14 protein-coding genes and 1 pseudogene are annotated in these 15,519 nt (G+C 40.1%); 4 read left to right on the top strand and 11 right to left on the bottom strand.

Annotated elements, in window-relative coordinates; translation table 11 throughout:
- Positions 1 to 80: 80 nt before the first annotated feature.
- Positions 81 to 413: pseudogene (locus WHS63_RS02050) on the bottom strand (cyclic nucleotide-binding domain-containing protein); the annotation flags it as partial.
- 168 nt (positions 414 to 581) lie between these two features.
- A complete protein-coding gene (locus WHS63_RS02045; protein ID WP_445203670.1) occupies positions 582 to 1,433 on the bottom strand; it encodes a S1 family peptidase in 852 nt (283 codons plus the stop codon).
- Between the two features lie 275 nt (positions 1,434 to 1,708).
- Between WHS63_RS02045 and WHS63_RS02040 the strand changes: the two genes are divergently transcribed.
- Positions 1,709 to 4,189: a hypothetical protein gene (locus WHS63_RS02040; protein WP_445203669.1), complete on the top strand. Its 2,481-nt coding sequence runs from the start codon at positions 1,709 to 1,711 to the stop codon at positions 4,187 to 4,189.
- Here WHS63_RS02040 and WHS63_RS02035 read toward each other — a convergent pair.
- The 3 genes from WHS63_RS02035 to WHS63_RS02025 all read right to left on the bottom strand — a co-directional run bounded on the left by WHS63_RS02035 (position 4,152) and on the right by WHS63_RS02025 (position 7,562).
- On the bottom strand, positions 4,152 to 5,009 hold the full coding sequence (locus WHS63_RS02035; protein WP_445203668.1) for a BadF/BadG/BcrA/BcrD ATPase family protein: 858 nt from the start codon (positions 5,007 to 5,009) through the stop codon (positions 4,152 to 4,154). The genes WHS63_RS02040 and WHS63_RS02035 overlap by 38 nt on opposite strands.
- Positions 5,006 to 6,658: an ABC transporter substrate-binding protein gene (locus WHS63_RS02030; RefSeq protein ID WP_445203667.1), complete on the bottom strand. Its 1,653-nt coding sequence runs from the start codon at positions 6,656 to 6,658 to the stop codon at positions 5,006 to 5,008. Before WHS63_RS02030 ends, WHS63_RS02035 begins: the two co-directional genes overlap by 4 nt.
- A 310-nt stretch (positions 6,659 to 6,968) precedes the next feature.
- Positions 6,969 to 7,562, bottom strand: coding sequence for a hypothetical protein (locus WHS63_RS02025; protein WP_445203666.1), 594 nt, complete (start codon positions 7,560 to 7,562; stop codon positions 6,969 to 6,971).
- 55 nt (positions 7,563 to 7,617) lie between these two features.
- Here WHS63_RS02025 and WHS63_RS02020 point away from each other — a divergent pair, with 55 nt between their 5' ends.
- Positions 7,618 to 8,286 (top strand): Crp/Fnr family transcriptional regulator, encoded by a 669-nt coding sequence (locus tag WHS63_RS02020; protein WP_369490035.1) that lies wholly within the window; start codon positions 7,618 to 7,620, stop codon positions 8,284 to 8,286.
- Here WHS63_RS02020 and WHS63_RS02015 read toward each other — a convergent pair whose 3' ends face one another.
- Positions 8,287 to 9,276 (bottom strand): glycosyltransferase, encoded by a 990-nt coding sequence (locus WHS63_RS02015; protein WP_445203665.1) that lies wholly within the window; start codon positions 9,274 to 9,276, stop codon positions 8,287 to 8,289.
- 201 nt (positions 9,277 to 9,477) lie between these two features.
- On the opposite strand from WHS63_RS02015, the gene WHS63_RS02010 reads away from it, so the two are divergent.
- Both WHS63_RS02010 and rpe read left to right on the top strand, forming a co-directional pair.
- Positions 9,478 to 10,341 carry a sigma-70 family RNA polymerase sigma factor gene (locus WHS63_RS02010; RefSeq protein ID WP_369490033.1) on the top strand — a complete coding sequence of 288 codons (864 nt, stop codon included), beginning with the start codon at positions 9,478 to 9,480 and terminating at the stop codon, positions 10,339 to 10,341.
- Between the two features lie 69 nt (positions 10,342 to 10,410).
- Positions 10,411 to 11,061 (top strand): ribulose-phosphate 3-epimerase, encoded by a 651-nt coding sequence (rpe, locus tag WHS63_RS02005; protein ID WP_445203664.1) that lies wholly within the window; start codon positions 10,411 to 10,413, stop codon positions 11,059 to 11,061.
- Here rpe and WHS63_RS02000 read toward each other — a convergent pair whose 3' ends face one another.
- From WHS63_RS02000 to trpC, 5 genes are read right to left on the bottom strand one after another with little or no spacing between them, the layout of a single operon-like run.
- Positions 11,062 to 12,078 carry a bifunctional 3-deoxy-7-phosphoheptulonate synthase/chorismate mutase gene (locus WHS63_RS02000; protein WP_445203663.1) on the bottom strand — a complete coding sequence of 339 codons (1,017 nt, stop codon included), beginning with the start codon at positions 12,076 to 12,078 and terminating at the stop codon, positions 11,062 to 11,064.
- A gap of 7 nt (positions 12,079 to 12,085) precedes the next feature.
- The gene (gene trpA / locus WHS63_RS01995) at positions 12,086 to 12,847 is read right to left on the bottom strand and encodes a tryptophan synthase subunit alpha (protein ID WP_445203662.1); all 762 of its coding nucleotides are present in this window, start codon (positions 12,845 to 12,847) and stop codon (positions 12,086 to 12,088) included.
- 10 nt (positions 12,848 to 12,857) lie between these two features.
- Positions 12,858 to 14,054: a tryptophan synthase subunit beta gene (trpB, locus tag WHS63_RS01990; RefSeq protein WP_445203661.1), complete on the bottom strand. Its 1,197-nt coding sequence runs from the start codon at positions 14,052 to 14,054 to the stop codon at positions 12,858 to 12,860.
- Positions 14,032 to 14,670, bottom strand: a complete 639-nt coding sequence (locus WHS63_RS01985; protein WP_445203660.1) for a phosphoribosylanthranilate isomerase — start codon at positions 14,668 to 14,670, stop codon at positions 14,032 to 14,034. The genes trpB and WHS63_RS01985 overlap by 23 nt, the downstream gene beginning before the upstream one ends.
- 26 nt (positions 14,671 to 14,696) lie before the next feature.
- Complete coding sequence (trpC, locus tag WHS63_RS01980) at positions 14,697 to 15,518, bottom strand: indole-3-glycerol phosphate synthase TrpC (protein WP_445203659.1); 822 nt, start codon at positions 15,516 to 15,518, stop codon at positions 14,697 to 14,699.
- Position 15,519: the final 1 nt, after the last annotated feature.

Here is a 15,519-nt window from a genome sequence, read left to right as displayed (position 1 = left end):
TACCTCATTCGCCGCTGCATAACCCTGGTAATATTGGTAAGTACCTTGAGGGCAATTGCAGGATTTGCATTCAAATCCTCAACCCTAAGGAGTAAAGCCTTTGTTGGAGCTATAGCCCTTGCCGATGTAGAATGAGTAGATTCTGAGGCTAGAACCCCTTCGCCAAGGAAATCGCCCTTTGAGAATTGGGTTAGCTTAAGCTCAACTCCATAAGGATTGCTCTTAAAAAGTTCAACCTGCCCCTCATATATCACCAGAATGCCCTCGCGTTTATTATTCTCAATGAACAACATGCTTCCGGTAGGGAATTCCCTTTCAACAATCCCTTTGACAAGTGTATTCAGTTCCTGCTCACTCAATCCCCTGAAAAGTTCTATATTGCTCAGAAAATCAACATAACTCTTTCGACTCATTTCCTTATCATTTAAGTTTCACCATAAAAAACTAACACAAAACTAAGTATGCTTGATTCTTTTTGTTCATGCAAAATATAAACATTTTACTTTTTATAATTGTTTAACATAAAAAAGAAAGGGCACTGCATGATAGCAGTACCCTACCAACCCATGAAAACAAAAACACTACTCTTTATTAACTGTTACATCAAATTCCACTTCGGTACTTTTTAATAAATGATTTTCAATAATTGCTTGTTCGTTAAAGTAAGTGATAATATGATCGAGCATAACTGCCTGCGATGAACCTGTTGCAGTGTGCTTGTAGATATTTGTGGCCAAAAGCTTAATCTGGTTCTGGTTGGCAATAAGTACCTGAATGGGGTCGAGTTCGCCAAGTTTAAATTTACCTTCAATCTTGCGCAGCTCTTCAAGGTTTGTGCTGATGTAGCCCATTAAATCGTTGTACGATTTGGTTGCCGGGTTATTTCTACGCGATACAATTGCAATTACCTGCATGGTTTGAGGGTCAATTACAGGAGCTCCGCTATTCCCATAGCAAGTTAGGCCATCGAGCTGAAGATACCTAACTCCCTGCTTATTTGAGAAAGCGGACGAAACTATTCCTGTTTTTATGGAAAGGTTTTGCCCTACTCCATTAAAACCAATAATTGCCACAGGCATGCCAATTGGGTAATTCCATCGTTCGCACAGCGACAGGCTTGGAATATCCTGAAATTCAGCAAAATCAATATTAAATACAGCGTAATCGGCTTGGTTATGGGTAAACCCAATCCTAAGGTCATCAATGAACTCTTTGTAATCCAAACGCATGGATGCCTTTGGGGTATTTGCGTCAGCCTCAACAAAACGGATTTCTACCTTTTGGGCGCCTTTTACGTAAAAGGCTTGCTCACAGGTTACAAGCGATTTATTGATCTTAAATCCACTCAACGTGTCAATGAGCACACCGTGCTCATTGTAAAAGTTCAGGCAACAAACCGATGCTGAACATTTTTCCCAAACCTGACTGTACATGGTTTTTTAAATTTATAATGTTAAAGTTTTTACTAGCGTTACTACAAAAATTAGGGTGATGATGAAAAAAATGATGAACACCCCAATGTCAATTTTATTCTTTTTTACAAGCTTGAACATAGCATTATTGTTTTGCTCCTTGCCAAATATACGGTAGTTATCCTCGGAGAGTAACGTGTCAAACGTGTCAATAAATTTTTAAGAAAACCCTTTACAACCCGAATTATAGATATCTTTAAAATCCTTACATTTGAGACATCAAAAGCAGTTCGGCAATGGATTTACATAAACAGCTTATTGAAGCCGTTGAGAAGCGTTTTGGTAAAAAGATATCGTACCAACGCGACTGTAAAACCTTGTCGGAAAAAGTATTTGAGCATACGCACGAGTATATAAGCCCGGCAACCCTCCGCCGGCTTTTTGGGTTCCTGAAAACGAATTCTAAACCAACACGTGTCACACTCGATATTCTTGCACGCTATTGCGGGTATAGCCACTGGCAAGACTTTGTTGAAAATCAGATTAAGGCGAGTGTTACCTCTAAAACAAACATACCGGAGCTTTGGAGTTTAATTACCACAAATACAATGGAGGTAAACCACCATAGCATTCGTTCAATACAAATAAAATCCGGAATCCCATTTGAAAAAACCGTAAGGCGAACATATCTGGAATCGTTGCTTAATCACTTTGTAAGTTCAAACTACACAGCATTGGCAATTGTGGCGCCAGGCGGTTATGGAAAATCTACTTTCATTGCCCACTGGTACTTAAATAACCCTAAAGTAAAAAAACAGCAAATAATACCCATCATCATTTCGGCATCAAAACTTGAAAACTATGCGTTTTCAGAGCTAAATATCGATGAATGGTTGTGGGGTCAAATTGGCATTAACGCATTTTCAATCCCGAATTTAAAAGATGAGCTCAAAAAACTACCTGGCACAATTGTATTCATAATTGATGCCCTTGATGAGGTAACCCTTACCGGTATTAAACTTGAAAGAACCCTTAAAGGAATACACGAGCTGGCCAAAGAATTTTCAGAGTCGGCCAACACCAAGCTGATTATTACATCAAGGTATGCCACATGGAAATCGCTTCAGGGTTACCTTATAAACCCAGAAGTTTGGCTGAATATTGATCAATCCAACTTTAACTCCGATAACGCTAATATTCCTCCCCTTTCGTACGATGAAATGCAAACAGTTCTTGATAACACAGTGAACGAAGGGAAAAAAGAACGCTTGCTTATATTCGAGTTACCTCCTTTGTTACGCCAAACTATTTCGTACCCATTTTACCTACAACTTTTTATTAGCAGCTACGGTAAAGCAAGCTACCAAACCCTTTCGGACCCATTGAATATCATCAACGAGTTTATCAAACAAAAAGTATTTGATTCAATTTACCCCGAAGAGAAAGCCGATATTTTGAATGCCATTGCCAAGGAATGGTTGGAAAATTCTGGTGCAATCAACAAGCAGCAGCTTAAAAAGCTTTACCCCATAAACCTAAAAACTGCAGGCAATTACTTTGATGCATACCATGATTTACTTTCGTTTGGAATTATTTCCGAAGAGAAAGTGTATACCGATTCACTAGGCTACTCAACTCTTGTTTCCATAAGTAATAATAATATATTAACATCGCTAATTGCCCAAAAACTAATTAAGGAGTACGGTTTAAGCGAGAAATTAATCACTGCAACAAAAAATCTCTTTTCACAAAATGAGATTTACCCAAAATTGATTGGCTACATCTTTAGCATTGGCTTTAATGAACGTAAGGCTGCATTTCTTGTGGATTTGTTCCAACTATTTTTGCCCGATTACATAACGGAACTCATCAATACACTTACGCTATGTTTTAAACGAGATGAATCACTGTTCAAGGATTTATTACCTCACCTGCTCAGAAATAGAGAGGCAGAAAGAGAATTGTTGCTCATAAATCCCGATTTAAACGGCACTTCATCAACCTATAGAAAAATACTGGAACAAGTGCAACCCTCAAGCCCTTACTACAACGATTCAAAAGTAGCTATGGATTACTGCAACCTTATGGGTTTGGAAATCTCACATATCAATAATAGCAATGAGTGGCATAACAATTTTATAATGGCTGAGCAAAACTCAGCAAGAGTTGCTGGTATGTGGTTCTGCCTTAATATCTTCTTCTCAACTGGCTCAAAAACCGAATTAATGGTAAAGAAAGCTTTGGAATTCTATAAAAGTATCAATTCCGCCAGTGCAAAGCTTGAGTTCAGGGAGTCGGTTTTACCCTTAGTTTTTATTGATAAGCGCTTTTTTCCACTACAAGATATTTTGATAGAACCCTTAAATCTCTCGGCACACCAAAAAGCGTTGGACTCTATCATTTATGAGTTCACTGACCTCACTAAAAATCGTAACCCTTTTACCCCGGAAAAGCATCATCAGCTCATGCAAAACTACAGCCAGCTCAATCCCAGCAGGAACCATTTTGCAATAGTACTCGGAGAGTTAGCCCGCTCAATATCATACTTTTACGAAAGTAACCTGAACGATGCACATACCTGTATAAGGAACTCCATTGAACTTTGTGGAATTTCGGGTTACCGCTTGCAGGAAATGGTATTGATGAACATACTTGGCCAAACCCTGATACGATTAGGCGAAACAAACCATGGAAAGTCGTTTATTTCGTATGCCGAAACACTTTCGGAAAAATCGGGAGTTAAGGTATATTCCGAGTATTTTGTGTATGGTAGTTAATTAGCTCAACTATTGGGTAGCGTAAGTATTGCGATATTTTAAACCCATACTCCTCTCCAACCAAATCTAGAACCTGACTGAAAAGACATCCTACTGAACCGGTTACACCAATGGATAAATCGGATAGATTCTCAAATACCGCAAAGTGATACCTGTAAAGGGCTACAAACGCCTCCTTTACAATAGAGTATATATGCTGGTTCTGGATATTTTCAAGAATAAAAGGTACGAACGATGCAAGGTACGCCGATGGGCGGGGTGCGCTATAAACCATATTGAGCACGTGGCTTAGCTCAACATTGTACTGCTGCTCTAGGCTTTGGGCTATATCATGATCGAGTGTTTTGTAAAGATAAGCACGAAGCAAAAGCCTTCCCATGTATGCTCCGCTACCCTCGTCACCCAGAACAAATCCAAGCGAGGGGGTTCGGTTATAAAGCCGTTCGCCATCGTAGTAGGCAATATTTGAGCCGGTTCCAAGGATTACAACAATGCCGGGTTGGCGCTTAAATAGCGCCCGGGCTGCCCCTAAAGCATCGGAAACTGCATGGATTTTGGCATTGCTAAAAAAAATACCAAGATACCTTGCTACATCCTGCCCCCTTTCATGCACTCCACATCCGGAACCGTAAAAGAAAATCTCCTTTACCTGTTCTGGGTTGATCTGCTTGGGGTAGTTTTGATTTAATGCGATTAAAAAATCTTCCTGCCTATTAAAGTATGGACTTAACCCAATGGTTTCGAAACTTGCAATGGGCTTGCCGTTTTCTAAAATTCTCCAATCGGTTTTTGTAGCTCCGCTATCGGCAATAATTATCATTTTATGCTTTTTACTTTTACTTTTTTCAAAACTAAAAAATTCATCGGATTTACACCAATACCATCAACTCTGGCCGAGGTAAACCTAACCACTTTATCGTAGTACAAAGGTATAACTATGGCTTTTGATGTAACAATAGAATCGAGGCTATGGTAGTATGGTAATCGTTGGTCGTAACTGGTAAGCGACATTGCTTTCCGATAAAGCATTTCAAACTGCACACTGCTGAAATGGCTATAGTTTGGTCCATTAGGAGCAAAATTATCCGCAAGGAAACAAGCTAGGTAGTTTTCCGGATCGGGATAGTCAGCTATCCAAGATCCTCTGAAAACAGGTAGTTTCCCATTTGCAAGCATTTCGCGGTATGCTGCACCGGGTAGCACATCAATATTGAGTTTAATGCCTACCGTGCTGAGCTGGTTCTGAATATACTCAAACAAATCGAGATAATCGTCGGTGGTTGAAACTGTTATTTCAGGTAAAGCGTTTTTACTGCTGTAACCCGCTTGCTTTAGCAATTGCATAGCCTGTAACGGGTTGTAAGCCAAACCGTAGTTTACATCAGTAAAACCGGGCATGCCGGAAGGTACAAATCCACCATTAGCCGGATAGCCAAGGTTGCTCCGGAGGTAAAGCATCATTTTCTCTTTATCAAAACTCATAGCAATAGCTTTACGCACCCGTTCGTCGAGCAAAAATCTTTGGTTACCAGGGAGCTTTGCAGAGTCAATAATTATCCCAATATACTCAGTATTTAGGTATGGGCCTGTAACCATTTTTACTTTATCGGAATACTTAGGGTTTAGCCTACCCGAGCGGGTGAGAAGTTCATCCTTTGATGCTGCATTTACCCCTGAAAGAAAGTCGATTTTACCATTTACAAATTCCAGAAATTCCGATTGCTTATCGGGAATAAATGAAATGGATACAGCTTCGAGGTAAGGTAGGCGGTTACCTAGCTCATCAACCTCAAAGTAATTTGGGTTTTTGCGTAATACAAGCTTTTCCCCATCGCGCCAAAGCTTCAGGTAAAAGGGACCGGTGCCAACCGGGTTGTGGCCAAAATCTTTGCCATAAAACGAAACCGCTTCGTGAGGTACAACATAGCAGTAGGGCATGCACAACAACCCAAGAAAGGGAGGAAAAGGCTTTTTTAGCTTCAACACCAAAGTGCTATCGTTGGGGGCATAGCAACCATTCTCGTAGTTTGGGTTTTCCCTATCGAGCACACTTAACACCCACATTCCAGGCGAAGCTGTTGTGGGGTTGAGTATTCGGCCAAAGGAGTAAACAAAATCCTGGGCTGTAGCTCGTCGTCCTTTGCCCGACTTGAAAACAGGCGAATCATGGAAATATACATCGTTGCGGAGGTAGAATGTGTAGGTTAAACCATCGGGGGAAATAGACCAACGCTTTGCAATGGAGGGTTCAACAGTAAGCGAATCGGAAAACTGAACAAGTCCGTTGAAAATTTGGCTCACCGGCCAAATTAATGCAAGGTTACGGGCATAGGCGGGATCAAGTGAGGTTATCCCTTTACTTTCGTTATACCTGAATACATTTGTAGATAACCTTTCAGTTTCATTGGAGCAGGATATAATCAATAAAGATGATATGAAACAGAATACTTTGGATAAAGACTGATTCATACAATAAATTTTTCACCCAAACCTACGAATTTTTAGGGAATTGTTTGGTGCCAGGGGGCATAAACCCATATAAAAATAAAGACGGAACCGAAAATACGGTTCCGTCCTTACACCCTAACTAACCTAAATCAACTAAACCTAACCAACTATTAACCCTAAAACCTATACTTGAAAAACTACTTTTATAACGCAAAAATACAACCATAGTTTCACAAAATTCAGGCCAAAAATGATGATATAAAACACCTTTTTTGAATGACTTGTATATACTGATATTCAGCAGTATATGTTATAAAACACATGTGGATTTTTAACGATTATTAACCCTTAAATTGGATATAAAATTTTGCAAGGCTGAAGCTGAATTTAACGATTCAACCGGGGGTAAACCTGCAAGCTTACGGGCATAATTTACTTTATCGATTTCAAAACACTCCTCCTCAAACCCAAAAAGATATCTGAAAGCAATGGCTACTTTTAGGGTTGTTGGCCTACAGCGGATAGTAAGCTTAGAGTATCGACCCGGATGTATGTGAATGTAATATTCATCGTTTTGTCCTAATCGCATAACCCAGCGCGAACCATCGCTGAGATAAATGTTTTTGAACGTAGTTTCAGGTAAGCCAAGCCAGTGTTTAAAATCATCAACATTGGCTACACCCAAATCCATAAAATATTTGTTAACCTCATTTACTATTGTGTAAACAGAAAGTTCACCAATGTAAAAATCGAGTAGAGTCCCTCCGATATACCCTAAAAAATGATCTGGCTTGATTCCACCTTCCCCTCTGATTAGTTGAATTTGGTTGCATACAAAACCACAATGGTGCTTCCAGGGATTGAAAGCGATAGGTTTATGCTCCTGCACACACACCGCCTGTCCGTTTTGATATTTAACAGACATATTTTTAAGCAACCTATCTGTTGATTTGTTTACTTTGTGGCAAATTACAAAAATTATGAACAAGGTTATAACATTATCGCCCATATTTCGAGGATTAACTGAGGATGATGTAGCCCATCTTTTAAATGAAACACCCCATACCATTCGTTCATTCAGCAAAGGACAAACCATAGCCCAGCGAACCGAGGAGGTTCGAAGTTTGTGCATTGTAGTTGAGGGGAGTGTAAAGGGCGAGATGGTCGACTTTTCCGGTAAAATTCTTAAGATTGAGGAAATGCATGCTCCAATGCCAATTGCGCACGCCTTTCTTTTTGGCGAAAACAACCGATACCCTGTTGATGTTATTGCTCTGGAAGACTGCAAATTACTGTATATCCCTAAAGTTGAGTTTCTTGGGTTGATGCAGAAAAACGCACAGGTGCTAACCAATTACCTTAATTCCATATCAAACCGGGCTCAATTTCTATCAAACAAGCTTTGGTTCCTATCATTTAAAACCATAAAGGAAAAAATAGCGCATTACCTGTTAAACCTATCAAAAAGCGAAGTTAGAACCACACTCATACTACCAAAATCGCATCAGGAATTGGCAGAGTTTTTTGGCGTAACGCGCCCTGCCTTGGCAAGGGTTTTTTCTGAGATGCAGGACGAGGGTATTATTCACATAAACCGTCGTGAAATAACCATTCTTAACCGTAACAAACTACTGGAAATGATAAAGTAGCTACCGGTAAAAATTTTTAGTAAAAGCACCATTGGGTCTTTTGCCATGAACAACCCATAACCAGAGAGCATAAGTAAACCCTAAACCATATCCGTATAGCTGAACCCATGCTGCCACCACGCTCAATAATGCAACCGTGAGCGAATTCCCTTTTAACAAGGAGTCGAACAAGATTGCAATTGAGTAAAGCAAGGGAAAAATTGAAATAACGGGGTAAGCCCACGATAGCAGAACTGCTACGCTCATTACAAATACAAACCCAGAGGGTAATAGGTGAACCAACTTTAATGAGTTTTTATGATTAATGCTAAGGTTTATGCGAGCCATACCCGAGTTGAAAACCTGTTTAAAAAACTTACGGAAATCGGTTCTGCGTTTATGGTAAACAAATGCTTTAGGGAAAAGCCTACTCCTAAAACCCATCTCAAAAAGCCTGAGGCTTAAATCCACATCCTCACCAAACCTCATATTTGAAAAACCGCCAACCGAATGGAATACTTCAGCATTTATGCCCATGTTAAAGCTACGAGGAGTAAAACGCTCCAGCTTTACCCTTCCCCCACGAATACCCCCTGTTGTAAAAAATGAGGTCATGGAGTAGCCAATTGCCTTTTGAATATCGGTAAACGAGGGGTGAGTAGCATCGGGGCCTCCAAAAAAATCGACATACTCTGCCGCAAGCTCCTCCTCAACACGGGTAAAGTAATTATTAGGGATTATGCAATCCGAGTCAAAAAAGATTAGGAATTCCCCCTTTGCCCTTTCGGCACCATAGTTTCGTGTTAGTCCGGGACCAGTGTTTTCCTTGAAAAAGTATTGAATTTTTAGTCCAGAGGCGAATTTGTTTACTACTTCGCTACAGGGAATCTTTGACCCGTCCTCAACTACAATCACCTCAAAATCATCATATTCCTGATCTGCAAGACTTTGAAGTAACTCCTCAACCTCGCCAGGGCGGTTATATACCGGTATGATAACAGAAAAACGCATAGTTTTTAACTTAAGTCACGAAGATACTACTATTATTTAACTTCTCATTCGTCACCAAAAATATGCCCTACACCATAAGAAAAATTTATTTAGACAATAAGTTTTCGCAAATGTTTAATTGAAGTATAAAAAAAATTTATCAAAAAGAACAATTTTTAAATTTTGTTAATATATTCGAATGTTTAAAAATCAATCTTTGGCATGAGGCAATTGAAGATAATTAAACAGGTTACTAATCGTGAGGCTGTCTCGCTTGACAAGTACCTTCATGAAATTGGCAAGGTTGATTTGCTCACAGCCGAAGAGGAGGTAACGCTTGCCAGGAAAATAAAGGAAGGCGACCAGGAAGCACTGGCCAAACTCGTAAAAGCCAATTTGAGATTTGTAGTATCGGTGGCAAAGCAGTACCAGAACCAGGGGTTAAGCCTACCCGACCTGATTAACGAAGGGAATGTTGGATTAATTAAGGCTGCCCAGCGCTTTGATGAGACCAGAGGATTCAAATTCATATCGTATGCAGTGTGGTGGATCCGCCAATCAATACTGCAAGCTTTAGCCGAACAGGCAAGAATAGTTAAACTACCGCTGAATAAAATTGGTTCAATCAACAAAGTTAACAGGGCATTAGCAGAACTGGAACAACGTTTTGAGCGCGAACCAACCATTGAAGAGCTATCGGAACAGCTCGAGCTTGCCCCTGAGGATATTAAAGAGGCCTTACGTGGGAATAACAGGCACCTTTCAATGGATGCACCCCTCACCCAGGATGAGGACAGCAGTATGTACGACGTACTACTTTCACCCGATTCACCCATGCCCGATAAGGGATTGCTTAACGAAAGCCTGCGCCGTGAAATTGAGAGAGCATTGTCCACCCTCACTCCCCGCGAAGCAAACATTATTAGACTTTATTTTGGCTTAAACGGAAAACACCCACTTACCCTTGAGGAGATTGGCGAAGAGTTTGATCTAACCCGTGAGCGTGTTCGTCAGATAAAGGAAAAAGCGCTAAAAAGGCTAAAACAAACCACAAGAAGTAAGATACTCAAGAGCTACCTAGGCTAAGCAATATGCAACGACCCGCCAAGCGGGTCGCTTTCTTTTTTTGCTACCTTTGCACAAAATGTATGAAAAATGGAACGTTTAGTAGCCCCATCGATGCTTTCGGCCGATTTTGCCAACCTGGCCTGCGATATTGAAATGGTAAACAAGAGCCAGGCCGACTGGTTTCATCTGGACATAATGGATGGTGTGTTTGTACCAAACATATCGTTCGGATTCCCTGTGGTTGAACGCATCAAAGCCTTGGCTGCTAAACCTCTGGATGTACATCTGATGATAATTGATCCCGACCGGTACATTGAGCGTTTCCGCGAGGCTGGCGCCGACTGGCTAACCGTTCACTACGAAGCTTGCACACACCTTAATAGGACTCTTTCACGTATCAGGGAACTTGGAATGAAGGCAGGTGTTTCAGTTAATCCACACACACCCGTTGAACTACTAACCGATATTCTTGAATACGCCGATTTGGTTTTAATCATGTCAGTAAACCCCGGGTTTGGCGGACAAAAATTCATACCCAACAGCATTGGTAGAATTGAACGATTAAGAAAACTTATCGACCAAAAAGGGCTATCAACCCTGATAGAGGTTGATGGTGGCGTAGGCCCAAGCAACGCCCGTCAACTTTACCAAGCAGGGGCAAACGTGCTTGTAGCCGGAAACGCAGTTTTTAAGGCCGATAATCCGTTGGCAGCAATTGAGATGATAAAGAACGCCTAGCTAGTAAACCAAGTTCTTTCGCATTTCCACCAACTGTCTTATGTTTTTGAAGGCTTTTTTACTTTCATCAAAATTTAAAGTTTGATGACCATCGGATAGCGCTTTTTCTGGCGTTTTATGAATTTCAAGCAGCACTCCATCGGCGCCTGCCATTACTGAGGCTAGAGCCATGTTTTCAACGTAGTCTCTAACCCCAACACCATGCGAAGGATCGCAAAAGACTGGTAGATGACTTTTATCCTTGAGGTAAGGAATTGCATTAAGGTCTAGGGTGTTTCTGTATTCTTTTTCGAATGTTCGTATCCCCCTTTCACAAAGTATAATTTTTTCATTACCGCTCGAGAAAATATACTCTGCCGACGATAGAAACTCAGAAAGTGTAGCGGACATTCCTCGTTTTAGCAACACAGGCTTATCAACTTTTCCCAATGCATCCAACAAGTTAAAATTCTGCATGTTGCGAGTTCCCACCTGAAAAATATCGGTGTAAGGGTACATCTCATCAATTTGGGAAACCTGCATGACCTCAGTGACCACTTTAATACTGTTAGCCTTACAGTGATTTGAAAAAAGTTTTAATCCATCAATACCTAGCCCCCTAAAGGAATAGGGGGAGCTGCGTGGTTTAAAAATTCCTCCACGCATAAGCTGGATGCCTTGCTGCTTTAAAAATTCTACAATGGTTATAACCTGCTCCTCGCTCTCAATGGCGCAAGGTCCAGCAACAATTGAGAAATCGTCACGCGAAATTTTTATTCCATTTCCCAAATCAATTTCAGTATCTTTAACTTTCCATTGCCTTGAAACTAATGGGTTAGGATTGGTTACTATGTGAACATCTTTAACTCCAGGCAGGTTCCCAATTATTCGAATATCAACCTCTGTTTTTCCAATGCACACCAAATATTCCTGATTAAAAGTGTTTACTCGGGTAACCTTGTATCCAGCATTTGTTAATTTCTCAACAATACTTTTAAGATGAGAATTGGTGCAGTTTTTTTCTAATTGAATTAGCATAACTTAATTAGTTATTACCTCTGATTTTACTTATAAATAATGCTGTGTTTCCTTCAATATTGCTGGCATTCCCAATACATTTTAGAAATGCACTTCCAATAATTGCACCATTGCAGTATTGCGTAGCAATGTTAAAGGTTTGCTCATTGTGTATTCCAAATCCCACCAAAATGGGATTGCTGAGGTTTAAGGAGCTTATTCGCGACAAGTAAGCCCGATGAAGTTCAGAATAGTTTTCTTCTTTACCAGTAGTGGACAACGAACTAACGGCGTATATAAACCCTTTTGAAACACTGTCGATTAGCCGAATACGATTATCGGGGGTACTTGGCGTGATTAAGAAGATCAACGGCAACCTATAAGACTCAAAAATATTCTGGTAGTTCTGTATGTATTCATCTAAGGGAATATCAGGTACAATAACGCCACTTATTCCTAATTTGCTTGCTTCAGAGCAGAATTTCTCAATACCGTATTTGAGAATTGGATTGAGGTAGCCCATCAAAACCAATGGGACTTGCACTTGATCTTTTATTGATGCCAGCTGGTTAAAGAGTACATTTATGGTCATCCCATTGGAAAGAGCAACTATACTTGTTTGCTGAATAACACTTCCGTCAGCCAGAGGGTCAGAGAAAGGGATTCCAACCTCAATCATATCCACTCCGCTCTTTTGTAGAGCTAGAATAACCCTATTAGTGGAGTTTAGCTCAGGAAACCCAGCAGTAAAATAAATTGAGAGAATTTTATTCTTTTTGCCGCGAAACATTTCGCTGATTTTACTCTTTTCCATACTGTTGTTCATAATATTCATTAAAAGTATTAAGATCCTTATCGCCTCGCCCCGATAGGTTAACCACAATAATATCGCTTTGCATAAAGTTTAGTTTTGAAAGTGCAGCTAAAGCGTGGGACGATTCTAGTGCTGGAATAATTCCTTCGGTTTTGGCCAATTCAAATGCTGCCTTTAAAGCTTCACTATCAGTCGCGAAATGGTATTTTGCCCTTCCTGTCGTGTAAAGATGTGCATGAAGTGGGCCAACACCTGGATAATCAAGTCCAGCGGATAATGAGTGAGCTTCAAGTATTTGACCATCCTCATTTTGCATAAGTAAGGTTTTACACCCATGAATTATACCCTCGGAGCCTGTAGATATAGTTGCTGCTGTTTTTTGGGTTTCAATACCTTCACCAGCGGCTTCAACACCAATTAGTTTTACCTTGGAGTTTTCAATAAAATGGTAAAAAGCCCCCGCTGCATTGCTTCCGCCTCCAACACAGGCAACTATGTAGTTGGGGCTCTCAACACCTTCTTTTTCTTTAAGCTGATATTGAATTTCCCTACTTATTACCGATTGAAATTTTGCAACCATATCGGGATAAGGGTGCGGCCCTATGGTAGAGCCAATTACATAGTGGGTATCATGGGCATTATTAATCCAAAACCGGATGGCTTCATTTGTTGCATCCTTTAAAGTTTGACTACCTGAGTATGCTGGAACAACTGTTGCTCCTAGCATCTTCATTCTTAAAACGTTAGGTTGTTGGCGCTGTATATCCTTAGCGCCCATAAATACTGTACATTTTAATCCCATAAGAGCACAAACAGTTGCTGTTGCCACACCATGTTGTCCCGCTCCTGTCTCAGCTATTATATGGATCTTGTTCAGCCGTTTTGCTAAAAGAATTTGTCCTATTACATTATTAAGCTTGTGAGCGCCGGTATGACATAAATCCTCACGTTTCAGGTAGATTTTTGCGCCCTTTACAGCAGAAAGATTTTTGGCAAAGTACAAGGGCGTTGGCCTACCTACATAATTTTTCAGCAATTCATCAAACTCCTTTTTAAAGTCATCGGAATCGATAATATTAAGGTAGTTCTGCTGTAGCTCATATATATTGGCATGGAGCATTTCTGGAATAAACGCCCCGCCAAATTTACCATAGTAGCCTTTACTGTTGGGTTGAAAGTTCATACCTATTTAGCTGTTTAATGAATTTTTCTAGTTTTCTGATATCTTTTAAACCTGGTTCTGATTCGAATCGGCTGTTAACGTCCACCGCATAAAGTTTTGGAAACTTCAGCTTATTCAAATACAAAGCATCCTGGGGGCCGATTCCTCCACTTAGGAAGAAAGGAGTAGTTAAATTATAATCTGAAATTACGCTATGATTAAATGGCTCCCCATTCCCTCCGTATTCTTTTCCGTAAGTATCAAAAAGGAAGTAGTTGCAGCAACCTTCATAATCGCCTAAATTTGAAGGGATTGTTTGTTGCACCCTGAAAACTTTTATCACGGAAGCGAATTTTTGAACCTCCTTGCATTGCTCAGGGCTCTCATCCCCGTGAAGCTGAATGTGAGTAAAACCATACTTTTGAACAATACTCTTTATTGTGTGAGTATTCTCATTCACAAAAACGGCTACCTTGTTTATACTTTTGGGGATTAAATCAAATGAGATGCTGCTCAACCGATTGCTAACGTCGCGTTGTGAGCCAGAAAAGAAAATAAACCCAAGAAAATCAGGATGAAAATTCACTATTCTTGTAATGTTAGACTTATCGGTTATACCGCATATTTTAAGTTTCATACTTTCAGTATTGTGTTGAAAAGTTATTAATCATGCAAACCTGAGCTGGTCTTACTTGAACTTAACTCTTTTACTTTGCTGATAAATTTCTCACACGCCTTTCCTGGATTCGGTTCTCGCATAAACCTCTCGCCAATTAAAAATCCCTGAAAACCCATTGTTTTCAATGTAAGCAACGTTTCTGGGGAATCAATTCCGCTTTCAGCTATTTTTACCACGTGCTTTGGTGTGAGCTGTACTAATAATTCCATATGATCAACGCTTACATTGAATGTTTTTAGGTTTCTGCTATTAATACCAATAATTTCAGCATCGGCTGGTAGTTTAGAAATACTTTGCCTTTCATGAATCTCGAAAAGTACTTGCATGCCTAATGATTTGGCTAAGGAAGCGAAGTTGGACAGCTGTTTTTTTGAAAGAATCTCGGCTATAAGCAGGATAGCATCAGCGCCAATGCTCTTAGCCTCAATAATTTGATACTCATCGACAATAAAATCCTTACGGAGGATTGGGCAAAAGTTAAACTTTCTTGCAATAGTTAAATCCATTGCCGATCCGCCAAAAAACATACTTTCAGTTAATACCGATAGGGCCGATGCCCCAGCCTGCATGTATCGTAAGCAAACATCATCCGGCTTTGCATACTCATTAATAATTCCCATGGATGGCGATTTGCGTTTGAATTCGGCTATAATTCCCGAGAGGTCTGGGCGAAGTATGTATTTTTTAAGCGATAATGGCTGAGAATTAAAGTAAATGCTACGTTCAAGCAATTTGGTTGGGTAAAGTTCCTTTTGCTCGGCAACCTGAATTTTTCTTTTTGTAACAATTTCATTAAGAATACTCATA

This window comes from Tenuifilum sp., from assembly GCF_037481895.1.
Taxonomy (GTDB): Bacteria; Bacteroidota; Bacteroidia; order Bacteroidales; family Tenuifilaceae; genus Tenuifilum; species Tenuifilum osseticum.
This window is presented reverse-complemented; position numbering and strand designations above follow the sequence as displayed.